Raw genomic sequence first — 24719 nt, 5'->3', positions numbered from 1 at the left:
GCCTAGCTCAACCCAGCCAGTCCAGCACAGCCGCGGCGGTCCACGACTGCTGCATGCTGCCGAGCGGTTCCCCGGTGAAGGGCTCGTAGTATTCGGCGAACGTGCCGTCACTGGCCTGCCGCAGGCCTTCCCGGCGCAGGATCGATGCCCGCTCGGACCACCCGCGGCGCGCGAAACACCATGAGAACAGCCACGTCATCACCGGCCACACCGGGCCGCGCCAGTATTCACGCGGGCGGAAGTCGCGGGACACCGGTGACGTCGACGGGATCAGCGGGTACTTGAGGTCGGGGTGCGCACAGAACCGCGGGCCCTCAAGCAGTCGCAGGAGCGCGCGTTCGCGGTCATGCGGCAGACCGCCACAGAGCAACGGGGCGAACTGCGCCACGGTCTCACTCGGGATCCACTTGTCGGCCCGCAGATCGAAATCGCGGGCCGCGCCGGTGCGTTCGTCGGTGGTCGCCACCACACCCTGACGGAACCGCTCGGCCCACGAATACAGTTCGCGCACATCGGCATTCGGCCGCTTGTAGTCCTCGCCGATCTCCGCCAGGACCGTGCACGCCACCGACAGGATGGCCGAGACGAACACGTCCTCGACCTGAAAGCTCATCACCTTCGGCAGCAGCGCGTCGTCGTACCGGACGGACTTCATCTCCTCCAGCAGCCACAGGTACCGGTCGTACTCGACGTCGGACGGACGCTGGCTGGTGTCGGTGATGATCGCGTTGTCCTCGCGCTGGTATTCGGGCACCGCACCCGGAATCACGTTGGCGTAGGAGCTATCCCATCGCGGCGAGTTGTCCATGCCGGATTCCCAACCGTGATACAGCGTCACTCGGCCACGCTCCTGCGGGTCACGCGCCTCGGCCAGCCAGCGGTGCCAGCGCACCAGGTCGTCCCACCTGCGGTCCAGGAACGACTCGGCCACCACCCGGGTGGAGCGTCCACGCGTCCGCGCATGGTCCAGAATCCGTTGCACCGCAATGGCATGCACCGGAGGCTGCGTGATGCCGGACGTGTCCCGGTTGCGCGGCGCGTTGATGGCCAGCGTGGAGGTCTCCCATCGAGCCGGCCCGGGAAAGTAGCCGTCGACGCCGTTGGCGAACACGATGTGCGGGATCATGCCGTTGGCCCACTGCGCCGACAACAATGTGTCCAGTTCGACGACAGCGCGCTCGACGGTCAGCGACGCCAGCCCGATCGACACGAACGCGGCGTCCCAGCTCCACATGTGCGGGTACAGCAGCGGCGCCGCCGTCGTCATGACGCCCAGGTCATTACCCCGCAGCAGGTAGGCGGCGCGGGCAGAGAGCTGGGTGGGCGCGAAGCTGTGGTCGGGTGGCATCGCTGTCCATTGTGCGTCGCGGCTCCGGGATTCGCTGATCGGTAGGCTCACGCCATGCCGACCGCAATGATCACCGGCGCTTCCCGGGGCCTCGGACTGGCCATCGCCGAAGCCTTGGCCCCGACCCACACGCTGTTCCTGGCGGGCCGGCCGTCGGCCGAACTCGACGCCGTCGCCGAGCGACTGGGCGCGACCACCTGGCCCATGGACCTCACCGACTATGAAAGCGTCGAGGCGACGGTCGAGCCGATCGTCGAGCTCGATGTGCTGGTGCACAACGCAGGCGTGGCGTACCCCGGCCGGGTCGGCGAATCGTCGGTCGAAGAGTGGCGGGCCACCATGGAAGTGAATGTGATTGGCGCCGTGGGACTTACGCTGCCCCTACTGCCGGCGTTGCGCGCGGCCCGGGGTCAGGTGATCTTCGTCAACTCCGGCGCGGGCCGCAGCCCGTCCCCCGGCCTGGCGTCGTACGCGGCCAGCAAGTTCGCGCTGCGGGCCTTCGCCGACGCCCTGCGCACCGACGAACCATCCCTGCGGGTGACGACGGTCTACCCGGGGCGGATCGACACCGACATGCAGTGGAACCTGGTGGCGTACGAAGGCGGCGAGTACCAGCCCGAGCGATTCTTGAAGCCGTCGACCGTCGCCCAGGTGATCGCCCAGGTAGTGGCCACCCCGGACGACGCCCACCAGCACGAGGTGATCATCCGCCCGCGCTGATCCGTGGGATTTGTGCACGAGTCAGGCGACGATGTTGACCAGCCGGCCGGGCACCACGATGATCTTCTTGGGGGCCGCGCCGGCCAGGAAGGCCTGCACCTTCTCGTCGGCGAGCGCGGCGGCTTCCAGCGTGGCCTTGTCAGCATCGGAGGCGACGACGATCTTGCCGCGCACCTTGCCGTTGACCTGCACCGGGTACTCGACGGTGTCGTCGACCAGGTAGCGCTCGTCGGCGACGGGGAACGGGCCATGCGCCAGTGACTTCTCGCTACCGAGGCGACGCCACAGTTCCTCGGCCAGGTGCGGGGCCAGCGGCGCGACCATCAGCACCAGCGGCTCGACCGCGGCGCGGGCGGTGACGCCCTCCTTGGTGAGGTGGTTGGTGTACTCGATGAGCTTGGCGGCGGCGGTGTTGTTGCGCAGTGCCGCGTAGTCCTCGTTCACCCCGGCGATGGTCTTGTGCAGTTGGCGCAGCGTGTCGTCGGATAGGGCGTCGTCGGAAACCCTTGGCTCCCCGGTGGTTTCGTCGACGACGACGCGCCACACGCGCTGCAGGAACCGGTGCGCGCCGACGACGTCCTTGGTGGCCCACGGCCGCGACGCCTCGAGCGGGCCCATCGACATCTCGTAGACGCGCAGGGTGTCGGCGCCGTATTCCTCGCAGATCTCGTCGGGCGAGACGGAGTTCTTCAGGCTCTTGCCGATCTTGCCGAACTCCTGGTTGACCTCGATCTCGCCGTCCGGGCCGGTCCAGAAGAACTTGCCTTCGCGCTCAACAACTTCCGCGGCCGGCACATAGGCGCCGCGCGAGTCGGTGTAGGCGAACGCCTGGATGTAACCCTGGTTCACCAACCGGCGGTACGGCTCGCGCGACGACACGTGGCCGAGGTCGAACAGCACCTTGTGCCAGAACCGCGAGTACAGCAGGTGCAGCACCGCATGCTCGACACCGCCGACGTACAGGTCGACACCACCCGGGTCAGCGGCACCGTGGATCTCGGGGCGCGGACCCATCCAGTAGGCCTCGTTCTCCTTGGCGCAGAACGTTTCCGAGTTGTGCGGGTCGGCGTAGCGCAGCTCGTACCAGGAACTGCCGGCCCACTGCGGCATGACGTTGGTGTCGCGGGTGTAGGGCTGCAGACCGTCACCCAGATCCAGGTCGACGTGCACCCATTCGGTGGCCTTGTTCAGCGGCGGCGACGGCTCGCTGTCGGCGTTGTCCGGGTCGAACAGCACCGGCGAGTAGTCCGGCACGTCCGGCAGTTCGACGGGCAGCGCCGAGTCCGGCAGTGGGTGGGCCCGGCCGTCGGCGTCGTAGACGATCGGGAACGGCTCGCCCCAGTACCGCTGGCGGGCGAAAAGCCAGTCCCGGAGCTTGAATTCGACGCGGGCCTGGCCGCGGCCGGCCGCCACGAGCTTCTCGGTGACCGCGGCTTTGGCATCGGCAACCTGAAGACCGTCGAGGTAGTCAGAGTTGACCAACGCCCCCTCGCCCGTGTGCGCGGACTCCGAAAGATCCCCTCCGGCAATAACTTCCACGATGGGCAGGCCGAACGCCGTGGCGAACTCCCAGTCGCGCTGGTCGTGGCCGGGCACCGCCATGATGGCGCCGGTGCCGTAGCCGGCCAGCACGTAGTCGGCGATGAAGATCGGAACCTGGTGTCCGTTAACCGGATTGGTGGCGTAGGCGCCGGTGAAGACGCCGGTCTTGGTCTTGTTCTCCTGGCGTTCCAGGTCGGACTTGGCCGCGATGGCGGCGCGGTAGGCCGCGACCGCCTCGGAGGGGGTGGCGGCGCCGGAGGTCCAGCGCGCGTCGACATCGGCGGGCCAGGCATCGGCCACCAGCGAGTCGACCAGGTCATGTTCGGGGGCCAGCACCAGATAGGTCGCGCCGAACAGGGTGTCGGGGCGGGTGGTGAAGACCTCGATGTCGGCGTCACCGGCCGAGAACAGCACCGCGGCACCGGTGGAGCGGCCGATCCAGTTGCGCTGCATGGCCTTGACCTTGTCGGGCCAGTCCAGCACGTCCAGGTCCTCGAGCAGCCGGTCCGAGTACGCGGTGATGCGCATCATCCACTGCCGCAGGCGCTTCCGGAACACCGGGAAGTTGCCGCGCTCGCTGCGGCCGTCGGAGGTGACCTCTTCGTTGGCCAGCACGGTGCCCAGGCCCGGGCACCAGTTGACCATCGAGTCGGAGCGGTAGACCAGGCGATACGAGTCGACGACCTCGGCGCGCTCAGCGGCGGACAACGCCGACCAGTCCCGGCCGTCGTCGAGAGTCCTTGCACCGGAATCGAATTCAGCGATCAGCTCGGAGATCGAGCGGGCCTTCTGCGCCGACGCGTCGAACCAGGCGTTGTAGATCTGCAGGAAGATCCACTGCGTCCACTTGTAGAAGTCGGTGTCGGTGGTGGCGAAGCTGCGCCGGGCGTCGTGCCCCAGGCCGAGGCGCCCCAGCTGCCTGCGGAAGTTGACGATGTTGGCCTCGGTGCGCGTGCGCGGGTGCGTCCCCGTCTGCACCGCGTACTGCTCGGCCGGCAGGCCGAAGGCGTCGAAACCCAAGGCGTGCAGGACGTTGCGGCCCGTCATCCGGAAGTAGCGGGCGTACACGTCGGTGGCGATGTAGCCGAGGGGATGCCCGACGTGCAGGCCGTCACCCGAGGGGTACGGGAACATGTCCTGCACGAACATCTTGTCCGCCGGCACCGGCGAACCATCGGTGGGCGCGAGCGAGCCGACGGGGTTCGGCACGTTGAAGGTGCCGCGGTCCGTCCACACCTGCTGCCAGCCGGCCTCGATCGTGCCGGCCAGTTCGGCGGTGTAACGGTGCTGCGGGCTGTCGGCGTCTACGGCCACGGCCGCCTCGGGACGCGCGTTGGCCTGCGCATTCGGGGATTCGCTCACGTGCACAGGGTAGTCAACACCCCCGGCGCGACCTGCATCACGCCAGCCGATCGCCGTTGGTCTCGGTTCCGTTGCAGTGCGGTCAGAGCACGGTTGCAGGTGCGTGCCGGACCTGGTGGGCAGGGCACACACCTACATACAGTCGGCTCGAGTGCAACGCGTGATGCAGAAGTGAAGCGGAAGGACCGGCGCCACATGTTCGAGAACGCCCGCCACTGGCGACTTCTGGCAGGAGGTGTCGCCGCAGGTCTGGCGGGCGTCGTCGGCTTTGCCGGTAGCACCGCATCCGCTGACCCGCTGCCACCCCAGCCCGTCATCCCGGCACCGGCGACCGTGACCCAGACCGTCACCGTGCAGGCAGCCCCGGCGCCGGTGGCGGCCGCGTCGCCCGCCGGCCCCGCCTTCATCCCCGCCGGTCAGCCCGTCGGGGTCCCCCAGCCGGCCACGCTTCCCCAGCCCGCCGTGGCCCAACCCGTCATCGCGCCGGCCCCGGTGCCCACGCCGACCATCGCGCCGGCCGCCTCGGGCACCATCGTCGACTATCTCCGCGCCCACAACGTGGCGATGCAGCGGCAGACGCCCGCCGGCTTCACGGCGCTGAACATCGTCCTGCCGGTGCCTCCCGGCTGGGCCCCGGTCCCGGATCCGAACGTGCCCGACGCCTTCGCCGTCATCGCGGACCGCGTCGGCGGCGACGGCCTCTACACCTCGAACGCCGCCCTGCAGGTCTACAAGCTGGCGGGCGACTTCGATCCCAGGGAAGCCATCAGCCACGGCTTCATCGACAGCCAGCAGCAGGTCGCGTGGCGGTCCACCGACGGCTCGATGGCCGATTTCTACGGCATGCCGTCGGCGATCATCGAAGGCACGTTCCGCGAGAACAACATGACGCTGAACACCTCGCGGCGGCACCTCATCGCAACGTCCGGCGCCGACCGCTACCTGGTGACGCTGTCGGTGACGACCAGTGCGCAGGTGACCGTCGCCTCCGGCAACGCGACCGACGCCATCGTCAACGGGTTCAAGGTGAGCGTGCCGGGCGCACCGGCCGCAGTACCCGCCCCGGCCGCGGTGCCCGCACCTGTCGCACCGGCTCCCGCCCCGGCACCTGCCGCCCCAATGGTTCCGGCGCCGGCCGCTGTCCTGCCGCACACCGCCGGGGCCGTACCCCTCACCGCGTCGATCCCCGGCGTGGGCCGCTGACCGGTCGCCGGTTTGGAGCGGCTGACCGGCCGCCCCTATCCTGAGACGCATGCTGATCGCCGCGGTGCTGTGCCTGTGCGCGGCCGTGGTGACCGCGGGCGTCGGCGCCTGGTCGCTGCGTCGCCCCCATTCCACCGACACCGTGCCGCGCGTGCTGCGCTCGGTGGCACCGATCCAACTGGCGACGGCCGTGATGCTGGCCGCCGGCGGCGCCGTCGCTCTCGTCGCACCGCCCAGCACCGGTGTGATGGTGTTGATGGTGTGCGTCATCGGGGCCGTCGGCACCTTCGCCGCGGGCTGCTACCAGGGCGCCAAGGCCGGAGCCGCCATGATGGCCCGGGACAACGCCCCCGCCGGTGACAGTTGCGCCGGCAGCTGCGCCAGCTGCACGCTGTCCTGCAGCTGAATTTGCCGCTAGTTCCGGCTCACATCGATCGGGTGCGTCGCCAGCATCGCCATCGGCATCGGCTGACGCCGGAGCACCCGCGACCACAGATCCACGCGCGGTTCCACGAGGACGTCCGACGGCAGCGCCGACAGCACGATCCAGTCGTCGCGCTCGATCTCACCGTCGAGCTGGCCCACCGACCACCCGGAGTAGCCGGCATAGATCCGGACGCCCTCGACGGCGTCTTCGATGTCCTCGGGTTCGGCGTCCAGATCGACCATCGCGATGCGGCCCTGCACATGCCGCAGCCCCGGCACCGACGATGCGTCGACGCCGACTTTCATGGTCGCCAGGCACAGCGCGGAATCACGCTTCACCGGACCACCGATGAACATGGACTTCGGTTTGGTGGCGAGCTTCGCCCACTGCGGCAACACGTTGTAGACGGCCGTCTCGCTGGGCCGGTTCAGGACGACACCGAGCGTGCCACCGGAGTTGTGCTCGACGATGTAGATGACGCTGCGCCGGAAGGTCGGCTCCAGCAAATCAGTGTTGGCGAGCAGCAGCGTCCCCGCCCGAATCCGGTGCGTGGCAGGGGCGATGAAATCCTCCGGTTCCTCTGACTGCGCCACGCCTCCATCATGGCATCCACAGGCGCTCGCCGTGACCAACGCACACGGCTTGCCAGGATATTTGTACTGTGGAGCAGGTCGCTTCAATCACGCCCGGCACCCACAAATCAGGACACGAATATTCCAGTGACCGACCGCCGCCCCCACCACGTCGTCCTGCATGCGGTGCAGGCCCTGCCGGACTTTCGCCGGCTGCTGGAACTGCGCGTGGTCAGCCAGTTCGGCGACGGACTTTTCCAGGCCGGTCTGGTGGGCGGCCTGCTGTTCAATCCGGAGCGCGAGGCCGACCCGTGGGCCATCGCCGGCGCCTTCGCGGCGCTGTACCTGCCGTATTCACTGCTGGGTCCGTTCGCCGGCGCGCTGCTGGACCGCTGGGATCGCCGGCAGGTACTCATCGTCGCAAACCTGGCGCGACTGCTCCTGATGATCGGCGTCGGCGCGCTGCTGGCCACCGCCGCGGGCGACACGTCGATTCTGTTCGGCGCGTTGATCATCAACGGCTTCACCCGCTTCGTCTCCTCGGGTATGTCGGCCGCACTGCCGCACGTCGTACCCACCGAACAGGTGGTGTCGATGAACTCGGTGGTCACCGCGTGCGGGGCCGTCTCAGCGTTCGCCGGCGCCAACCTGATGCTGCTGCCACGCTGGCTGCTCGGCGCGGGCGACGCCAGCTCGGCCGTGGTGATCTGGTTGGCGGCGCTGCCGGTCGCACTCGCGCTGTGGCTGGTGGTGCGCTTCCACCCCCACCTCCTGGGACCTGATGACAGCGCCCGCGCGGTGCACGGGTCAGCCATCTACGCCGTCGTCACCGGCTGGGTCTACGGACTGCGGTCGGTGATCAACGTGCCGACGGTGGCCGCGACGCTGACGGGCCTGGCCTCACACCGCATGGTGTTCGGGATCAACACCCTCATGGTGCTGGTGTTGGTCCGGCACGGCGGCGGCGAACACGTCGCGGGCTTCGCGGTGACCGTCGTGTTCGTGGCCGCCGCGGGTCTCGGGTCGTTTCTCGGCAACGTCGTCATGCCGGCCGCGGTACGACGCTGGGGTCGCTACGCCACCGCCAATGGAGCCCTCGCCATCGCCGCAGTGGTTCAGCTTTCCGGTGTCGGGCTGCAGATCCCGGTGCTGATCGCGTGCAGTCTGGTTCTGGGCACGGTTGGGCAGGTGGTCAAGTTGTGCGCGGATTCGGCGATGCAGCTCGACGTCGACGACGCCCTGCGCGGCCACGTGTTCGCGGTCCAGGACGCGCTGTTCTGGATGGCGTTCATCGCAGCGATCACCGTGTCCGCGGCCGTGATTCCGGCCGACGGCAAGTCCTCGGCGCTGATGGCCAGTGGTGCGGTCGTCTACCTGGTGGGCCTGGCCCTGCACGCGACACTGGCCAAGCGCAGCAGGACCACTTGACGACCTTGCGGCGCAAGGGATTACGCGCCGGGTGGCAGCCCCGCCCACCCGGCGCGATCCCGTGCCGACTGCGCCTCTAGCAGGTGCCCTGGGCGCTGATCGTCGTGGAGCCGACAGACTTGCCACACGTGGTCGCCGCCACGGACACGGTGTGCGGGTGCTCCGACACCGTGCCGCCGTGGGTGTGATCCGACTGCGGCACGCCGCTCAGCCGTCGGATGTAGGTGGCATCCATATCCTTCTCGTCCGGCAGCGCCGCACCGTTCGCCTGTGCGAAGTCGTACAGCTTGCCCGGTGCCCCACCGAGGACCTTCGGGCTGTTCAGCAGGGTTTGATAATCGCCGTTGCTGCCGTGGGTCGGCGTCTCGTAGTTCGGGGTCCCGAAGCGATCGTGGTAGTAAGCCCCCGCCGGTGAGTTGTCCAATGCCCGGTTCGTCGGCGTGCTCTGGTTGAAGACCCGGTCTCCAGCCGCCTGCACCACCCGCAACTCGGGCGCAGGGTTCTTCAGACCGGGGCGACCCACCGCGTCGCCGGACTCCGTGCTGTAACCGTGTGCATTGGCCGCGCCGGCGGGCGAGCCGATGACCATCAACGCTCCGACCACAGCGGCGCCGGCAAGGGCCGGCACCCGGATCGCGGGCCTCGATGCGACACGGCGGTTGATTACAGACATTGTTTGCCTTTCTCTTCTACTTCGGGCATGACGAATCCCGTTGGAAATCAGGTGAAGACGCGCGGTCTGCGGTCTTCTGCTGGTGAGGTTCGGACCGACGCCGGGGAAGATCAGCGACCCGCGGGTGCGCAGCCGGTGGACGCCGATCCGAGATCGCCCGCGGAGCACAGCGGCTTGGAACGCTTGTTCTTGCCACCACTGCCTGATTTGGATCCGCCACCCCCGCCAGAACTCCCACTGTCGGCTGAACCGCCGTGGTCATGGCCCGGATGCGCCCCGGCGAGGGCGATCGGCGAGGCAGCGAACAGACACACCGCCACCAGACAACTGCCGACGGCCACCGTGGCCTTACTCACCGGTCGTGTCGTTCGCATCGCTTTCTCCTGCACGTCGAATCCTGTTCGGCACGACGCGCCTTCGACCGCGTCGACACCAGTACCTGTCGGCTCGGATAGTCGCGGCAGGATTCGACAAAGTTCCCGAAACTGGCAAACTTCTGTGCGGTAACTGACTGAAACCTGTTCTGTTGCTGTCAACGGTGTCTCCGCCGGGTCGGCCTGGCGCCGCGCTACGCGGGCAAGCGCAGCAGGACCGCGGGTACCGTCTAGGGTGCTGCCATGGCCCCCAATGCTGCTGCCGGTGTGATCGCCGATCTGCGTGCCGAGAGTGACGACCTGGACCGGTTGGTGGCCGATCTGCCGCCCGCCGAATGGGCCACTGCCACCCCGGCCGACGGCTGGACCATCGCCCATCAGATCGCTCATCTGTGGTGGACGGACCAGGTGTCCGTGCTGGCGGTGACCGACGAAGACGCCTTCGCCGCGACGCTCACCGAGGCGTGGAAGAACCCGCTCGGGTTCGTCGACGTGGCGGCCGAGGAACTCGCGCAGACTCCGCCGGCCGAGATGCTGGCGCAGTGGCGCGCCACCCGGACCACGCTGCACGATGCGCTCGAAGGTGTGGCCGACGGCCGCAAGCTGCCCTGGTTCGGCCCGCCGATGAGCGCCGCGTCCATGGCCAGTGCCCGGCTGATGGAGACCTGGGCGCACGGCGCTGACGTCGCCGACACCCTCGGGGTCCGGCGCGAGCCGACGGCCCGGCTGCGGTCCATCGCGCACATCGGGGTTCGGACAAGGGATTTCGCCTTCTCACTGCATGAGCTGACCCCGCCGGCCGAGGTGTTTCACGTGGAACTTTCCGCACCCGACGGTGGCGTGTGGGCCTGGGGTCCGGACGACGCCGCGCAGCGGGTCACCGGCTCGGCCGAGGATTTCTGCCTGCTGGTGACCCAGCGCCGGCCGCTGCGCGAACTGGACGTGACGGCCGTCGGCGAAGACGCCCAGAAGTGGCTGACCATCGCCCAGGCCTTCGCCGGGCCGCCGGGAGCGGGCCGAGGCTGACCACCTAGTAGACGTCCCGCAGATAGCGGTGGTTCTTGATCAGATCGTTGACGTAGGCGTGCGCAGCCGTCGGGTCCAGCCGGCCGCGGTCGGCGACGATCTGGTGCAGCATCGCGTCGACATCCCTGGCCATGCGCTCGGCGTCACCGCAGACGTAGAGGTACGCGCCGGCTTCGAGCCAGTCGAATACCTCCGCCGCCTGCTCCCACATCCGGTGCTGCACATAGTCCTTCGTCCCACCATCGACACCGTCGCGGGAGAACGCCAGATCGAGTCGGGTCAGGGTGCCCGATTCCAGGAAGCCCGCGAGCTCGTCGGCGTACAGAAAATCGGTGGCCCGGCGCCGGTCGCCGAAGAACAACCACGAGGCGCCGGGAGCTGAGGCGGCGGCCCGCTCCTGCAGGAAGGCCCTAAATGGTGCGATCCCTGTGCCCGGGCCGACCATGATGATCGGCACGTCGGCGGCAGGCAACCGGAAATGATGGTTCGGCCGCAGGTGCACGCGTGTCGTTGCGGCGCGGTCGCACAGGAACGTGGACGCCACACCACCGTGGCTACGATCCGGCTCGGCGTACCGCACCGTCGCCACCGTCAGATGCACGGTGTCAGGGTGGCGCAGCGGGCTCGAGGCGATCGAATAGTCGCGGGCCTGCAACGGCCGCAGGGTGTCGAGCACCTCGTCGAGGGTCAGCTCGGCCAGCCGGATCAGGTCCAGCACATCCTTGCCGTACCACCACGTGCCCGGCCCGTCGCCGAGCTCATCGGCGTCGGGCGCGTCTGACACCCGGCCGGCCACCAGTGATCGCAAGGCTCGCGACGGCAACCGGATCTCCAGCTGCTCGGCGAGCATGGCGCGCAGCGGGACGTCGTGGCCGTCCACGCCCTCGCCGCCATCGACGCCCAGCACAGTCAGCATCTCCTCGACCAGAATCGGGTCATTGGTGGCGTGCACCGCGATCGAATCACCTGCCGCATAGCTGATCCCGGTGCCGGCGAGATCCAGCTCGTAGTGCCTGACCTCCTTGTCCGACTCGGGTGCGGTCAGCAATCGATTGACCGCGATCCGCACGTCGACCGACTGGTTCGGGTCGGACCGACCCGCACGTTCCGGGGTCGCCGGCGCAACAACTCGGTCGGTGGACGCGGTGGGCTGCGCCTCGATCAGCAGCTTGACCACCTCGGTGGTCCAGGCTGCGGCCTCTTCCCGGTAGGGCCCGTCGATGTCGACGCGGCCCGCCAGCCGGGTCGCACCGAGTTCCTCGAGTCGTTCGTCGAGCAGCCGACCCGCGTGGCAGAACAGGTCGTAACCGCTGTCCCCCAGGGCCAGCACCGCGAAGCTCAACTGCTCGAGGCGGCCGGCCGTGTCGGCGCTGAGCGCTTCCCAGAAGAGCGTGGCCGTGTCGGGAAACTCGCCGTCGCCGAACGTCGACGTGACCGCCACGAAATGGCTGACCGACGCCAGCGCGGCGACGTCAACCTGGTTCAGCTCGGTGGCCACCGTGGTGATCCCGGTGGCCTCTTGGAAAGCCTCGGCGAACGACATCGCGGCGTCCTCGGCGTTGCCCATGTCGGTGCCGTAGCCAACGATCAGCGAGAAGCCGGGTCCGACAGTCACGATCACCCTCCCCGCGCCTACCTCAGGCGCCAATTTAGGGTGACCTTAGTTCGGCGGGTGCCCGTTGTGGGCGCTCCCTATTTCGGCCGGGCTCACCGCCGCGGCACCGTCCGCCGCCCCATCGCCGTCGGCGTCGGACAGCTGCACGTCCCACCGCCCGTCGCCGTCGGTGTCCGCGTAGGCGACGGGTCCGGCCAGCACCCGGTCCGCGAGCCCGTTGCCGTCGGCATCGATCAGGCGGTCGTCGGCCGCGCCGTCACCGTCGAAATCGATGATCGCTCCCCCGCTCTGCTCGGTGCCGTCCAAGCCGAACCACCGCAGCCCCGAGCCGACGGCCCAGGTACCCGACCCGTCATCGGTGAACGCCACCCGCGCACCATCCACGTCGACGACGGCATGGTCGGCCCGGCCGTCGCCGTCGAAGTCGGCCAACGCGTCGTCGAACAATCCGTCGCCGTCCACATCCAGCCGCACGCCGTCGAGCGTGCCGTCACCATCGGCATCCACGCCCGGCTCCCCCGGCCACCACGACGCCGACCCGTCCCCATCACTCAGGCAATAGTCCATACCTGAATGGACGGCTGATCAGCCCCTGGCGTTCCACCATTTCTGCAATTCGGCGATGGCCTCGTCGTGGTCCAGCGGGCCGCGGTCCAGCCGGAGCTCCTTCAGGAACCGCCAGGCCTCGCCGACCTGCGGCCCGGCCGGAATGCCCAGCAGCCTCATGATCTCGTTGCCGTCCAGGTCCGGGCGCACCCGCGCCAGATCCTCCTGGGCGGCCAGCTCGTCGATGCGCCGCTCGAGACCGTCGTAGTTGGCCTGCAGGCGCGCGGCCCGACGACGGTTGCGCGTCGTGCAGTCCGCACGCACCAGCTTGTGCAGCCGGCTCAGCAGCGGGCCGGCGTCGGTGACGTAGCGCCGCACCGCGGAGTCGGTCCACTGGCCGGCGCCCTTGTCGTCGGCGTAGCCGTGGAACCTCAGGTGCAGGTACACCAGCTGCGAGACGTCGTCGACCATCTGCTTGGAGTACTTCAGTTCACGCATGCGCTTGCGGGTCATCTTGGCGCCGACCACCTCGTGGTGGTGGAAGCTGACGCCGCCGTCGGCCTCGTGGCGGCGCGTGTCGGGCTTGCCGATGTCGTGCAGCAGCGCGGCCCAGCGCAGCACCAGATCAGGACCGTCGTCTTCCAGGTCGATCGCCTGGCGCAGCACCGTCAACGAGTGGTGGTAGACGTCCTTGTGCTGGTGGTGTTCGTCGATCGCCATGCGCATGGCGCCGACCTCAGGCAGCACGACGTCGCCCAGGCCGGTCTGCACCATGAGGTCCACGCCGGCCACGGGGTCGGCGCCCAACATCAGCTTGTCCAGTTCCGCGGCCACCCGCTCGGCGGTGATCCGGCCCAGCTGCGGCGCCATCTCGAGCAGCGCCTCCAGCACCCGCGGCGCCACCGAGAACCCCAGTTGTGAGACGAACCGGGCGGCCCGCAACATCCGCAGCGGATCGTCACCGAACGACACCTGCGGCGCCGACGGGGTGTCGAGCACCTTGCCGGCCAGCGCGGTCAGCCCGCCCAGCGGATCGTGGAACTCGCCGATGCCGCCGGGCAGGTCCGGGTTGATCCGGACCGCCATCGCGTTGACGGTGAAGTCCCGGCGCACCAGGTCGTCCTCGAGCCGCTCGCCGAACACCACCTCGGGGTTGCGTGACACCTGGTCATAGCTGTCGGCCCGGAAGGTGGTGATCTCGATGCGTTCCCCATGCTTGGCCGCACCGATGGTGCCGAATTCGATCCCGGTGTCCCACAACGCTTCTGCCCAGCCGCGCAGCATCTTCTGCAGCTGCGCCGGGCGGGCGTCGGTAGTGAAATCCAGGTCGTTCAGCTCGCGGCCCAGCAGCGCGTCACGGACGCTGCCGCCCACCAGATAGAGCTCATGGCCCGCCGCGGCGAACACCCTGCCCAGGTCCACGAGCAAATCCGCATGCTTGTTCAGTGCGACCGCAGCAGCGGTCAGCAACCCGGCATCGGCACTTGCATCGTTCGGCACGTCCGATGAGCCTAATGCGCCCACCCCACCGCCGGAGTACCGACCATCGCGGCACGGTCACAACTGGGCCACTGACCGGCGAGTGGGGACAGAGCGCCCAACCTGAGCAGCTACTATCGCTTGGGTGTCGGAAGGCGAGCGTGCCAAACCACGACGACGCCGCGGGCGACGTCGTGGTCGACGCTCGGCAGGTCCGCCCAGCGACAGCGCCCAGCGCACCGACTCCGATTCGGCTGCTGCCCCCCGCAACAACAGCGCACAACCGGTCCCTGCCGCCGCGGCTCCCGCGGCACCGGCCGCCCGCAAGGCCAACAACGACCGGCTGCGCACCGTCCACGAGACGTCTGCCGGCGGGTTGGTGATCGACGGCCTCGACGGCCCCAAAGATACCCAGATGGCGGCGCTCATCGGCCGCATGGACCGGCGTGGCCGGATGTTGTGGTCACTGCCCAAGGGGCACATCGAGCTCGGCGAGACGGCCGAACAGACCGCCATCCGTGAGGTCGCCGAGGAGACCGGACTGCAGGGCAGCGTCCTGGCCGCACTCGGCAGCATCGACTACTGGTTCGTGACCGAGGGCCGGCGCGTGCACAAGACAGTGCACCATTACCTGATGCGATTCCTGGGCGGCGAACTCTCCGACGACGACGTCGAGGTCACCGAAGTGGCGTGGGTACCCCTGCGCGAACTGCCGTCCCGCCTGGCCTACGCCGACGAGCGCAAGCTCGCCGAAGTGGCCGGCGAACTCATCGACAAACTCCACACCGATGGACCGGGCGCCCTGCCGCCGCTGCCGCGCACCGCGCCGCGCCGCCGCCCACAGACCCATTCCCGCACGCGGAACCATCGCACCGACGACTCCGCCCATACTCAGCCCGGCCGCCGCGCGAACGGCTGCGGACCCGGGTCGTGAACGTCAGGTCGGTGCTGTCGGGGCTGGCCTCGACAGCACTGCTGCGCGTGCTTGCGGTCACCGCCCTGCTGTTGTTGCTCACCGCTCCGGTCACGCCACATTCGTCGGCCGGGGAGCCGGGCGGGACGACGTTCCTGCAGCTGCGCATCGACCACGTCACCCCTGATGTCGTCACCACCACCAGCGAGCCCGTGGTGACGGTCAGCGGCACCGTCACCAACGTCGGGGACCGTCCGGTGCACGACGTCATGGTGCGTCTCGAACACGCGTCCGCGGTGACGTCGTCGTCCGGGCTGCGGACGACGCTCGCCGGGGAGCCGACGGACTTCTCCGCCGTCGGCGACTTCACCACGGTCTCGCAGGATCTCGCGCGCGGGCAGAGCGTGCCGTTCCGGCTGGCGTACCCGGTGCGGTCAGCTGAACATCCCGCCCTGGGCATCGACCGTCCCGGGGTGTACCCGCTGTTGGTCAACGTCAACGGCACACCCGACTACGGGTCGGCCGCCCGGCTCGACGACGCCCGCTTCCTGCTACCGGTCCTGGGCGTGCCCGCCACCCCGGCCACCTCAGCCGGCGGCGGTGGCCAGCAGCCGATCGACGCCGTCGTCCCACCGGACACCGCGCACCCCGTCGCGCTGACCCTGTTGTGGCCGCTGGCCGACCGCCCGCACCTGGCCGCCGGCGTCCCCGGGCGCACCGAACCCGCCCGCCTCGCCGACGACGATCTCGCCACGTCACTGGCCAACGGCGGCCGCCTGGACACCCTGCTGGCCGCTGCGGACTTCGCCACCAACGACCAGGTGGATCCGGGCGGTCTGGTCCGCGGCGCGATGTGCCTGGCCGTCGACCCCGACCTGCTGATCACCGTCAACGCGATGAGCGGCGGCTACGTCGTATCCGACGACCCGGCGGCCGGCCTGAACTCACCCACGCACCCGGGCACCGGACAACAAGCCGCGACCGAGTGGCTGAACCGGCTGCGGCAACTCGCCCAGCGGGTGTGCGTCACCCCGACCGTGTACGCCCAGGCCGACCTGCGCGCGCTGCAACGTGTCGGCGACGCCGTCCTGAGCTCGACCGCCACCACCGACGCCGGCCCGATCGTCAACCAGCTGCTCGGCATCCAGTCCCTGCGGGGCGCCACGGTCGTCGGCGACGGCCCGCTCACCGGCCCGGCGGTGCGGCTGCTGTCCGCGCAGCCCGAACCGACCGTCGCGATCGCCGCGGCCCCCGTCACCGCCGACGATTCTGGGCAGCCGGCCGACACCGCACCGCGCCGCTACAGCGACAAGGTCACCGTCGCACCGTTCGACCCGTGCGTGGCCGCGGCCCTGGCCGGCGCCGGGCGGACCCCGATCTCGCCGGGATATCTGGACACCTCGCTGCACGTGCCGCTCATCCATGACTCGCCGGTGGCGCGCCGCCAGGACGCCATCGCCTCCGTGCTGTGGCGTGGCCTGCAACCCGATGCCCAGCCCCGCAACCAGATCCTGATGCCGCCGCTGGCCTGGGACGTGACACCCGACGACGCCCAGGCGATCCTGACGTCGGTGGCCACCGCGATCCACTCCGGGCTGGCCGTCGCCCGCCCGATGCCCGCCGTCATCGCCGACGCCCAGGCCCTGCCGCCCACCTCGTCCGCCACCCCGCCGGACAACGGGACGGGCAACCCCAAGGCCCGCTATGGCGACGGCATCACCAGCCAGATCTCGACCACCATGGAGCGGATCTGGGGCCTGACCGCCGCGTTGACCGTCAACACCCAGACCGGGCTGACGGGCGACCAGTACACCGCGCCGCTGCGAGAGGACATGCTGCGGGCACTGACCCAATCGGTGCCGCCGAGCGTCCGCGAAGCCCTGGCCCAGCAGCGCATCACCACCACGCAGCACACCATCAACGACCTCTTCCACGCCGTCACCGTGGTCAACCCTGGCGGCTCGTACACGCTGGCCACCGAACGCAGTCCCCTCCCCCTGGCCCTGCGCAACGATCTGCCACTCCCCATCCGGGTGCGGCTGGTCATCGACGCGCCGCCCGGCATGACCGTCACCGACATGGGCGAGATCGAACTGCCCCCGGGCTACCTGCCGCTGCGTGTGCCCATCGAGGTGCATTTCACCCAGCGCGTCGCCGTCGACGTCGCCCTGCGCACCGCCAACGGGCTGACGCTCGGCGAACCGGTCCGGCTGTCGGTGCATTCCAATGCTTACGGCAAGGTGCTGTTCTTCATCACCCTGTCCGCCGGCGCGGTGCTGTTCCTGCTGGCCGGCCGACGGCTGTGGCACCGGTTCCGCGGTCAGCCCGACCGGGCCGACCTGGACCGCCCACACCAGGCCCGGCCGATCCGGCCCGATCCACTCGACACCGCCATCGCCCACGCCCCGGAGGACTCATGAGCGCCCCGCGCGGTCCCCGTGCCGCCGCCGCTGCCGCCGGTCCGCCCCCGCGACGAGCCGAACTGTCCGACTCCGCCGTTGTCTCCCGGTCCTGGGGCATGGCCTTCGCCACCCTGGTCAGCCGCATCACCGGCTTCCTGCGCATTGTGTTGCTCGCCGCGATTCTCGGTGCGGCACTGTCCAGTGCGTTCACAGTGGCCTATCAGCTGCCCAACATGATCGCCGCGCTGGTGCTCGAAGCGACGTTCACCGCGATCTTCGTGCCAGTGCTGGCCCGCGCCGAACGTGACGATCCCGACCACGGCGCTGGATTCGTGCGGCGGCTGGTCACCCTGGCGACCACACTGCTGCTCGTCACGACGGTGATCTCGGTCGCCTCCGCTCCCCTGCTGGTGAGCTTGATGCTGGGCAACGATCCCGCAGTCAACCGGCCGCTCGCCACCGCGTTGGCCTACCTGCTCATGCCGCAGGTCTTCTTCTACGGCTTGTCGTCGGTGTTCATGGCAATCCTGAACAACCGCAACGTGTTTGGGCCGACGGCATGGGCCCCGGTGTGTAACAACCTGGTCGCCATCATCACGTTGCTCCTCTATCTGGCGGTCCCCGGGCACCTTTCGATCAATCCGGTAGAGATGGGCAATCCCAAGCTGCTGGTGCTGGGTATCGGCATCACGATGGGCACCGTCACCCAGGTCGCGGTGCTGCTTGTGGCGATCCGAAGGCAGCGGATCAGCCTGCGGCCGCTGTGGGGTATCGACGACCGGCTCAAGAAGTTCGGGACCATGGCCGTCGCCATGATGCTGTACGTCCTGATCAGCCAGATCGGTCTGATCGTCGGCAACGAAATCGCCAGCCACGCAGCCGCATCCGGCCCCGCGATCTACAACTACGCGTGGCTGCTGCTGCAGTTGCCGTTCGGCATGATCGGGGTGACGGTGCTGACCGTGGTCATGCCGCGGCTGTCCCGCAACGCCGCCGCGAACGACAACCCCGCGGTGCTCGCCGATTTCTCCCTGGCCACCCGGCTGACCATGGTGACGCTGATCCCGATCGTCGCCTTCATGACCGTCGCCGGCCCCGCCATCGGCAGTGCCCTGTTCGCGTACGGCAACTTCGGTGCCACCGATGCCGGTTATCTCGGCATGGCCGTCACCCTGTCGGCGTTCACGCTGATCCCGTATTCCATGGTGCTGCTGGAACTTCGGGTGTTCTACGCACGCGAACAGCCCTGGATCCCGATCGTCCTGATCGTCGTGATCACCGTGGTGAAGATCGTCGGCTCGCTGATCGCCCCCCACCTCACCGATGACCGGGAACTGGTCGCCGGGTACCTGGGCCTGGCCAATGGGCTCGGCTTCCTGGCCGGCGCGACGGTCGGCTACGTCCTGCTGCGGTCGGCACTGCGGCCGCCGCACGGCCGGATGATCGAGCTGCCGGTGATCCGGACCATCCTCGTGACCATTTGCGCCTCCCTGGGTTCGGGGCTACTGGCCTATGCCGCCGACCGCTTGCTGGGGTTCGGTCGGCTGACCGAGCACGGCGGCGCCGCCGGATCGTTGCTGCGGCTGTTTCTGCTCGGCCTGATCATGCTGCCGGTGATCGTGGCGGTACTGGTGGCCGCCAAGGTGCCCGATGCCCTGGCCGCGGTGGCTTTCGTGCGGCGCCGACTGGGCCGCGGCACGCCGGCACCGACTCCCGCAGTCCAGGTCAGCTCGGCTGTACCGGACTCGGGACGGACCGCGGTCCCGTACCCTGGACACGGCAATTCATCTCCGGTACCACGGCGGCCCGGCGCGTCCGCCACAGGCGGGGCAAACCCGGAAGGTGGTACCACGGGCGGGCTTCGGAAAGGATTTGCGGTGACCGACGCACCCGCGGACCAGGGATCCGCCCACATCTCGGATACCTCAGGCAGCGGCGACGCTGCCGCGTTGCGGGCCGGCGCGGTCGTCGCCGACGGCCGCTACCGCCTGCTCGTCTTCCACGGTGGTCCACCCGATCTGCAGTTCTGGCATGCGCTCGACATCGCACTCGATCGCCAGGTCGCGCTGACGTTCGTCGACCACGACGGCGAGCTGCCCGCGTTGATGGTCCAGGAAATCCTCAGCCGGACAAGCAAACTGAGCCATGTCGAGGGACCCGGGCTGGCCCGGATCCTGGACGTCACCCGGCTCGGCCACGGTGGCCTGGTGGTCAGCGAGTGGATCCGCGGCGGTTCCCTGGCCGAGGTGGCCGCGACGGAACCGTCCCCGATGGGCGGCGCCCGCGCCATCCAGTCCCTGGCGTCGACGGCGGAGTCCGCGCACCGGTCCGGCGTCGCGTTGTCGATCGATCATCCCGGCCGGATCCGCGTCAGCATCGAAGGCGACGTGGTCCTGGCCTTCCCCGGCACCCTGCCGTCGGCCACCCCGGAAGACGACATCCGTGGCGTCGGCGCCACGCTGTACGCGCTGCTGATCAACCGGTGGCCGCTGCCCGAAGCCGGTGCCCTCAGCGGCATGCTGCCCGCGACGCAGAACAGCGCGGGCCAGCCCGTCGAACCCCGCTCGGTCGACGGGACCATCCCCTTCCAGATCTCTGCCGCCGCGGCCCGGGCCGTGCAGGAGGGTGGCGGGATCCGCTCGGCCCCAACGCTGTTGAATCTGCTGCAGCAGGCGACCACCGTCGCCGAGACCACGGAACTGCTGGAGCCCGTCGACAGCTCCCAGCGCCCGGAGCCCGCGGACGCGGCAGAACTCGAGGCGGCCGCCAAGCGGCGCAAGGCCGTGCTCATCGGTGTGGGTGTCGGCGGCGCGGTCCTGCTGGTGGCACTGCTGGTGCTGGCGTCGGTGCTCAGGGGCATCTTCGGCGACGTCGGCGGCGGCCTGGACAAGCAGCAGCTCGGCCTCAACAGCCAGCATCCGACCTCGAGCGGCGCCCCGACGCCCGGCAATGTCGTGAAACCCGTTGGTGTGACGGTGTTTTCACCCGGCGGCGGCGCGGACTCCCCGGAGACCGCGGGCAAGGCCATCACCGGCGCGTCCGGTGATGCCTGGTCCACCGACGTCTACACCGATCCTGCCCCGTTCCCCGGTTTCAAGAACGGCGTCGGCCTCATGCTGAACCTGCCCCAGGCCACTACCGTGGCGTCGGTCAGCCTGAACCTGACCAGCACGGGCACCGCGATCCAGATCCGGTCCGCCCAGTCGGCCACCCCGGCCTCGCTGGACGCCACGACCGTCCTGACGCAGCCGGCCACCATGAAGACCGGCGCCAACACCATCACCATCAGCAACGCACAGCCGACGTCGCACCTGCTGATCTGGATCTCCACGCTGGGCACCGTCGACGGCAAGAGCAAGACCGACATCTCCAACGTGGTGGTGAAGGCCGCCGCGTAGGCCCCGGTCTGGTCAGTTCCAGCCGACGATGGACATCGCCTGGCCGCCGTCGTAGCCCGCCCGTTCCAAGATGTTCCCGGACATCTTGATCTGCGTCGGGTGCGACGGGTCCTGCAGGTTCGCCTGGTACATGTTCCACACCTTGATGTCGTCGTGGCTGAACACGGTGAAGATGATCGTCGTGCCGGCCGGATCTGCTGCAGCTTCGGATATTTCGGTGCTCGGCGGCGTGATTCGTTGCCCGTCGGTTTCGCTGCAGGTCGGCCGCTCGACACCAGGCGGCGGCACCGCGTCGATCACCAGATAGTGACCGGCGTCGTCGTGCACCGACCGCAGGTAGCGGGTGTCGTCGATCATCCAGAGCCACGGGCACATGCGCAGGCTGCCGCCGGAAGGCAGTTCGCCTTCGCCGTGTTCCATCTGCTCCGGGTTGATCGCCACGCTTCGAAGGAAGTTCGGCAGGTACGTCGGGCTGGTCCGCACCACCTTCTTCGCGTCGGTGTCGAAGAAATCGAACATCTTGGCGCGGGCATCGTAGAAGACGAGCAGGCCCTGCTCGTCGAATTGTGGGTTTCGATGGTCCGGCCGTTGCTGGTTGCCGAAATCTCCGCTGGAGGACGGTTGCACCATCTCCGTGACGTCGACCGTCGATTTTCGGTCGGAGTCGTAGTAGCGGACGTGGCCATCGTTGAGGGTGATGGAGTCCAGCGCCAGTTTGTGGAAGTCCCGGCTGTATAGCGCCCGGCCGATCTGGCCGTTGCCGATATTGCAACTGACGGGGAAGGTGGCGATGTCCACGAGCGCACCGGTCCCGATGTTCAGCTTGCTCAACGTCGTACTTTTCGTCTGCGTGGCGCAATGCTCGATGACCGGGCCGCTGAAACTGGCGGCGTCGACACTTGGGGTCGCCGGCGCACCCGTGGCCGTCGCAGATGGTGCCTTCGAGGCAAGCCCGGGCTTGCTGTCACCCGAGCACCCGACCACCTGTGTACTGATCAGTGCCGCAACCGCCAGCCAAACGGCAACTCTTTTGAGTTCGCTTCCCATGGGCGTCATCGGCAGAGGCTACTAAGTCCGCGGCCCCGATCGATATCGGCCGAACGGCGTACACACGTGGCCGTCGACAGAGCCGCTCCCCAGGTTATCCACAGGCTCGTCGCGCGCCATCGTTCCTGATCAGCACACATTTTGCCGACAGTCCGGCAAATTTGCGTCAGTCGCTTTCCAGAACCCCCTTTATGGTTCGGAAGTGGGGAGTTTCGGGGCGCCACCGTCGGACGCATCAGACGCGGAATTGCTCGCGGCGCACATCGCCGGCGAGCGGTACGCGTTCGAGGAGCTGTTCTACCGGCACCGCCACCAGCTGTACCGGCTCGCCCGGTTGACCAGCCACGACCCGCAGGATGCCGCAGACGCCCTCCAGGACGCGCTGTTCAAAGCGCACCGCCACGCGCCGCGGTTCCGGCACGACAGTTCCGTTCGCAGCTGGCTGTGCCGCATCGTGGTGAATTCCTGCCTGGACCGGTTGCGCCACAACCGCTTTCACCGAACCGAAGAACTCAACGAGGCCGACTGCCGGATCGCCGACCCGGCACGCCGCGTCGAGACCAGCATCGTCATCGAGCGGGCGCTGCTGCGACTACCCGTCGAGCAGCGGGCCGCGGTCGTCGCCGTCGACATGCAGGGCTACTCGGTAGCCGAGACCGCGGCGATGCTGGGCATCGCGGAAGGCACCGTGAAGAGCCGCTGCTCGCGGGCCCGCGCCAAACTCGCCCAGTCGTTGGCGCATCTGTCGCACTCGGCGGACTGACAAGCACAGCAGCGCAGGGCCGACGCACCGCACCGGATTAGGCTTCGGCTCGTGGACGACGAACACACCGACGAGTCCGTCACCCACGAGCAGCTGGCCGACCTGCAGGCAGGACTGCTCGACGACGCCGCGGCTGCCCGACTGCGTCAGCGGATCCGCGACGATCCAGTAGTCGCCCGGCGGTACGCGGAGCTCGAACAGGTCCGCCGCGATCTGCATGACCTGGCGGACGACGACGCCGAGAGCGACATCCCCGCAGAGGTCACCGCGCGCATCGGAGCCGCCCTGCGCGACGCCGGAACCCAACCGGCACGTCACACCGTCGTCCCCGGTCACTCCGCCGGTCACGGAGCACGCGGGTCGCGTCCCATCGCCATCGCCGGGGCGGCTGCCGCACTGGTGGCGGTCGGCATCGGCGCCGTCGTCGTGATCAGCGGGTCCGACGAACCGGCCCGTACCTCGGCGGGCCCCACCGCGGCGTCGCTGACCGTCCAGCGCCAGGCGGGGATGCCGTGGGCCGATCGGCAGATCCTGGGGCTGAGGGGCAGACCGCCCGAGTTGGGGCCGCTCGCCGGGCCGGATCGATTGCAGTCCTGCCTGCAGGGGCTCGGTTACGCCCCCACCACCCCGGTGCTGGGCGCCGCCACCGTGACCGCGCACGACCGCGCCCAGGTGCTCCTGCTGCTGCCGAGGACCGACCCCGGCTCGATGATGGCCCTGCTGGTGTCTCCCGGCTGCAGCTCGACCGATGCCGGCCTGATCGCCGATGCCGTCATCGGGGACGCCCCGGCAGAGCCGCGCCGCTGACCGCCCCGTGGCCCGCCAAACGGCCGGGAACACCGGCACTTACCCTGGTGTTATAGGCGTACCGACTCTGGCAGCAGGCCAACCAGGTATGAGCCTGACCAGAGCCAGATGAAAGGCGGCCATGACCACCCAAGACACCGTGCACGACGTGATCATCATCGGCTCCGGGCCGGCCGGCTACACCGCAGCGGTGTACGCGGCTCGCGCCCAGCTCAAGCCGGTGGTTTTCGAGGGTGTCCAGTTCGGTGGTGCCTTGATGACCACCACTGAGGTGGAGAACTACCCGGGCTTCAAAGAGGGCATCACCGGCCCCGAGCTCATGGACGAGATGCGCGAGCAGGCCCTGCGGTTCGGCGCCGATCTGCGCATGGAAGACGTCGACGCGGTGTCCCTCGACGGCCCCATCAAGACCGTCACCGTCGACGGCGAGACCCATCAGGCCCGCGCGGTCATCCTCGCGATGGGCGCGGCTGCGCGCCACCTCGGCGTGCCGGGTGAGCAGGAGCTGATCGGCCAGGGCGTGAGCACCTGTGCCACCTGTGACGGTTTCTTCTTCCGCGACCAGGACATCGCCGTGATCGGCGGCGGCGACTCCGCGATGGAGGAGGCGACGTTCCTGACGCGCTTCGCCCGTTCCGTGACGCTGATCCACCGCCGTGACGAGTTCCGTGCCTCGCGGATCATGCTCGAGCGCGCGCAGGCCAACGAGAAGATCACCTTCGTCACCAACACCGAAGTTGTTGCGGTGGAAGGTGATTCGAAGGTCAGTGGACTTCGTCTGCGCAACGCCGCCACCGGCGAGGAGAGCAAGCTGCCCGTCACCGGGGTGTTCGTCGCCATCGGCCACGACCCGCGCTCGGGTCTCGTGCGCGGTGCCGTCGATCTCGATGACGAGGGCTACGTGCAGGTGGAGGGTCGCACCACCAACACGTCGCTGGACGGCGTGTTCGCCGCGGGCGATCTGGTCGACCACACCTACCGCCAGGCGATCACCGCGGCCGGCAGCGGCTGTGCGGCGGCCATCGACGCCGAGCGCTGGCTGGCCGAGCACCACGGCTGATCGTCCTTCCCCCA

Annotated in this window: 20 protein-coding genes; 11 read left to right on the top strand and 9 right to left on the bottom strand. The window is 69.0% G+C overall.

Annotation, left to right across the window (positions count from 1 at the left end; genetic code table 11):
- Nucleotides 1–7: 7 nt before the first annotated feature.
- On the bottom strand, nucleotides 8–1348 hold the full coding sequence (gene ggh / locus ACNO8X_RS03185; protein WP_043986340.1) for a glucosylglycerate hydrolase: 1341 nt from the start codon (nucleotides 1346–1348) through the stop codon (nucleotides 8–10).
- A gap of 54 nt (nucleotides 1349–1402) precedes the next feature.
- On the opposite strand from ggh, the gene ACNO8X_RS03180 reads away from it, so the two are divergent.
- Nucleotides 1403–2068, top strand: a complete 666-nt coding sequence (locus ACNO8X_RS03180) for an SDR family oxidoreductase (protein ID WP_418004121.1) — start codon at nucleotides 1403–1405, stop codon at nucleotides 2066–2068.
- Between the two features lie 21 nt (nucleotides 2069–2089).
- On the opposite strand, the gene leuS is transcribed toward ACNO8X_RS03180, so the two are convergent.
- Nucleotides 2090–4972 (bottom strand): leucine--tRNA ligase, encoded by a 2883-nt coding sequence (leuS, locus tag ACNO8X_RS03175; RefSeq protein ID WP_418004120.1) that lies wholly within the window; start codon nucleotides 4970–4972, stop codon nucleotides 2090–2092.
- 195 nt (nucleotides 4973–5167) lie between these two features.
- Between leuS and ACNO8X_RS03170 the strand changes: the two genes are divergently transcribed.
- The gene (locus ACNO8X_RS03170; protein ID WP_418005754.1) at nucleotides 5168–6175 is read left to right on the top strand and encodes an LpqN/LpqT family lipoprotein; all 1008 of its coding nucleotides are present in this window, start codon (nucleotides 5168–5170) and stop codon (nucleotides 6173–6175) included.
- A 49-nt stretch (nucleotides 6176–6224) separates the two neighbouring features.
- Nucleotides 6225–6581 carry a hypothetical protein gene (locus ACNO8X_RS03165; protein WP_418004119.1) on the top strand — a complete coding sequence of 119 codons (357 nt, stop codon included), beginning with the start codon at nucleotides 6225–6227 and terminating at the stop codon, nucleotides 6579–6581.
- An 8-nt stretch (nucleotides 6582–6589) separates the two neighbouring features.
- Here ACNO8X_RS03165 and ACNO8X_RS03160 read toward each other — a convergent pair whose 3' ends face one another.
- Nucleotides 6590–7195: a YqgE/AlgH family protein gene (locus tag ACNO8X_RS03160; RefSeq protein ID WP_043391524.1), complete on the bottom strand. Its 606-nt coding sequence runs from the start codon at nucleotides 7193–7195 to the stop codon at nucleotides 6590–6592.
- 126 nt (nucleotides 7196–7321) lie between these two features.
- Here ACNO8X_RS03160 and ACNO8X_RS03155 point away from each other — a divergent pair, with 126 nt between their 5' ends.
- Entirely contained in the window at nucleotides 7322–8602 is a 1281-nt protein-coding gene (locus ACNO8X_RS03155; RefSeq protein ID WP_418004118.1) for an MFS transporter, read from the top strand.
- A gap of 76 nt (nucleotides 8603–8678) precedes the next feature.
- On the opposite strand, the gene ACNO8X_RS03150 is transcribed toward ACNO8X_RS03155, so the two are convergent.
- Nucleotides 8679–9275, bottom strand: coding sequence for a hypothetical protein (locus tag ACNO8X_RS03150; RefSeq protein WP_418004117.1), 597 nt, complete (start codon nucleotides 9273–9275; stop codon nucleotides 8679–8681).
- A 110-nt stretch (nucleotides 9276–9385) separates the two neighbouring features.
- Nucleotides 9386–9649 carry a hypothetical protein gene (locus ACNO8X_RS03145; RefSeq protein WP_418004116.1) on the bottom strand — a complete coding sequence of 88 codons (264 nt, stop codon included), beginning with the start codon at nucleotides 9647–9649 and terminating at the stop codon, nucleotides 9386–9388.
- Between the two features lie 243 nt (nucleotides 9650–9892).
- Between ACNO8X_RS03145 and ACNO8X_RS03140 the strand changes: the two genes are divergently transcribed.
- Nucleotides 9893–10675 carry a TIGR03084 family metal-binding protein gene (locus ACNO8X_RS03140; protein ID WP_418004115.1) on the top strand — a complete coding sequence of 261 codons (783 nt, stop codon included), beginning with the start codon at nucleotides 9893–9895 and terminating at the stop codon, nucleotides 10673–10675.
- Between the two features lie 4 nt (nucleotides 10676–10679).
- Here the strand turns inward: ACNO8X_RS03140 and ACNO8X_RS03135 are convergent, their stop codons facing one another.
- The 3 genes from ACNO8X_RS03135 to ACNO8X_RS03125 are packed head-to-tail and all read right to left on the bottom strand — an operon-like array spanning nucleotide 10680 to nucleotide 14336.
- Nucleotides 10680–12290: a diflavin oxidoreductase gene (locus ACNO8X_RS03135; RefSeq protein WP_418004114.1), complete on the bottom strand. Its 1611-nt coding sequence runs from the start codon at nucleotides 12288–12290 to the stop codon at nucleotides 10680–10682.
- A gap of 45 nt (nucleotides 12291–12335) precedes the next feature.
- Entirely contained in the window at nucleotides 12336–12857 is a 522-nt protein-coding gene (locus tag ACNO8X_RS03130; protein WP_418004113.1) for a pullulanase, read from the bottom strand.
- Nucleotides 12858–12875: 18 nt separating this feature from the next.
- Nucleotides 12876–14336, bottom strand: a complete 1461-nt coding sequence (locus tag ACNO8X_RS03125) for a CCA tRNA nucleotidyltransferase (RefSeq protein WP_418004112.1) — start codon at nucleotides 14334–14336, stop codon at nucleotides 12876–12878.
- Between the two features lie 124 nt (nucleotides 14337–14460).
- Here ACNO8X_RS03125 and ACNO8X_RS03120 point away from each other — a divergent pair, with 124 nt between their 5' ends.
- From ACNO8X_RS03120 to murJ, 3 genes are read left to right on the top strand one after another with little or no spacing between them, the layout of a single operon-like run.
- Entirely contained in the window at nucleotides 14461–15249 is a 789-nt protein-coding gene (locus tag ACNO8X_RS03120) for an NUDIX hydrolase (RefSeq protein WP_418004111.1), read from the top strand.
- The gene (locus tag ACNO8X_RS03115) at nucleotides 15246–17648 is read left to right on the top strand and encodes a hypothetical protein (protein WP_418004110.1); all 2403 of its coding nucleotides are present in this window, start codon (nucleotides 15246–15248) and stop codon (nucleotides 17646–17648) included. Before ACNO8X_RS03120 ends, ACNO8X_RS03115 begins: the two co-directional genes overlap by 4 nt.
- Entirely contained in the window at nucleotides 17645–21028 is a 3384-nt protein-coding gene (gene murJ, locus ACNO8X_RS03110) for a murein biosynthesis integral membrane protein MurJ (protein WP_418004109.1), read from the top strand. The genes ACNO8X_RS03115 and murJ overlap by 4 nt, the downstream gene beginning before the upstream one ends.
- A 12-nt stretch (nucleotides 21029–21040) precedes the next feature.
- On the opposite strand, the gene ACNO8X_RS03105 is transcribed toward murJ, so the two are convergent.
- Nucleotides 21041–22084, bottom strand: coding sequence for a hypothetical protein (locus tag ACNO8X_RS03105; RefSeq protein ID WP_418004108.1), 1044 nt, complete (start codon nucleotides 22082–22084; stop codon nucleotides 21041–21043).
- Between the two features lie 193 nt (nucleotides 22085–22277).
- Between ACNO8X_RS03105 and sigM the strand changes: the two genes are divergently transcribed.
- The 3 genes from sigM (at nucleotide 22278) to trxB (ending at nucleotide 24705) form a co-directional block, all read left to right on the top strand.
- Nucleotides 22278–22838 carry an RNA polymerase sigma factor SigM gene (gene sigM, locus ACNO8X_RS03100; protein WP_260934812.1) on the top strand — a complete coding sequence of 187 codons (561 nt, stop codon included), beginning with the start codon at nucleotides 22278–22280 and terminating at the stop codon, nucleotides 22836–22838.
- 51 nt (nucleotides 22839–22889) lie between these two features.
- Nucleotides 22890–23645, top strand: a complete 756-nt coding sequence (locus ACNO8X_RS03095; RefSeq protein WP_418004107.1) for a hypothetical protein — start codon at nucleotides 22890–22892, stop codon at nucleotides 23643–23645.
- A gap of 121 nt (nucleotides 23646–23766) precedes the next feature.
- Nucleotides 23767–24705: a thioredoxin-disulfide reductase gene (gene trxB, locus ACNO8X_RS03090; RefSeq protein WP_418004106.1), complete on the top strand. Its 939-nt coding sequence runs from the start codon at nucleotides 23767–23769 to the stop codon at nucleotides 24703–24705.
- Nucleotides 24706–24719: the final 14 nt, after the last annotated feature.

It is taken from the genome of Mycobacterium sp. PDNC021 (genome assembly GCF_048282635.1).
Lineage (GTDB): Bacteria > Actinomycetota > Actinomycetes > Mycobacteriales > Mycobacteriaceae > Mycobacterium > Mycobacterium llatzerense.
Note: the sequence above shows the minus strand (reverse complement) of the source record. Positions and strands in the feature narration are given on the sequence as shown.

Bases quoted from the DNA above. Each gene is read 5' to 3' on its own strand.
- ACNO8X_RS03165 (WP_418004119.1), top strand. From the start codon at position 6,225: ATGCTGATCGCCGCGGTGCTGTGCCTGTGCGCGGCCGTGGTGACCGCG.
- ACNO8X_RS03170 (WP_418005754.1), top strand. From the start codon at position 5,168: ATGTTCGAGAACGCCCGCCACTGGCGACTTCTGGCAGGAGGTGTCGCC.
- murJ (WP_418004109.1), top strand. From the start codon at position 17,645: ATGAGCGCCCCGCGCGGTCCCCGTGCCGCCGCCGCTGCCGCCGGTCCG.
- ACNO8X_RS03150 (WP_418004117.1), bottom strand. From the start codon at position 9,275: ATGTCTGTAATCAACCGCCGTGTCGCATCGAGGCCCGCGATCCGGGTG.
- ACNO8X_RS03140 (WP_418004115.1), top strand. From the start codon at position 9,893: ATGGCCCCCAATGCTGCTGCCGGTGTGATCGCCGATCTGCGTGCCGAG.
- ACNO8X_RS03145 (WP_418004116.1), bottom strand. From the start codon at position 9,649: ATGCGAACGACACGACCGGTGAGTAAGGCCACGGTGGCCGTCGGCAGT.
- ACNO8X_RS03130 (WP_418004113.1), bottom strand. From the start codon at position 12,857: ATGGACTATTGCCTGAGTGATGGGGACGGGTCGGCGTCGTGGTGGCCG.
- ACNO8X_RS03105 (WP_418004108.1), bottom strand. From the start codon at position 22,084: ATGACGCCCATGGGAAGCGAACTCAAAAGAGTTGCCGTTTGGCTGGCG.
- trxB (WP_418004106.1), top strand. From the start codon at position 23,767: ATGACCACCCAAGACACCGTGCACGACGTGATCATCATCGGCTCCGGG.
- ACNO8X_RS03180 (WP_418004121.1), top strand. From the start codon at position 1,403: ATGCCGACCGCAATGATCACCGGCGCTTCCCGGGGCCTCGGACTGGCC.
- ggh (WP_043986340.1), bottom strand. From the start codon at position 1,348: ATGCCACCCGACCACAGCTTCGCGCCCACCCAGCTCTCTGCCCGCGCC.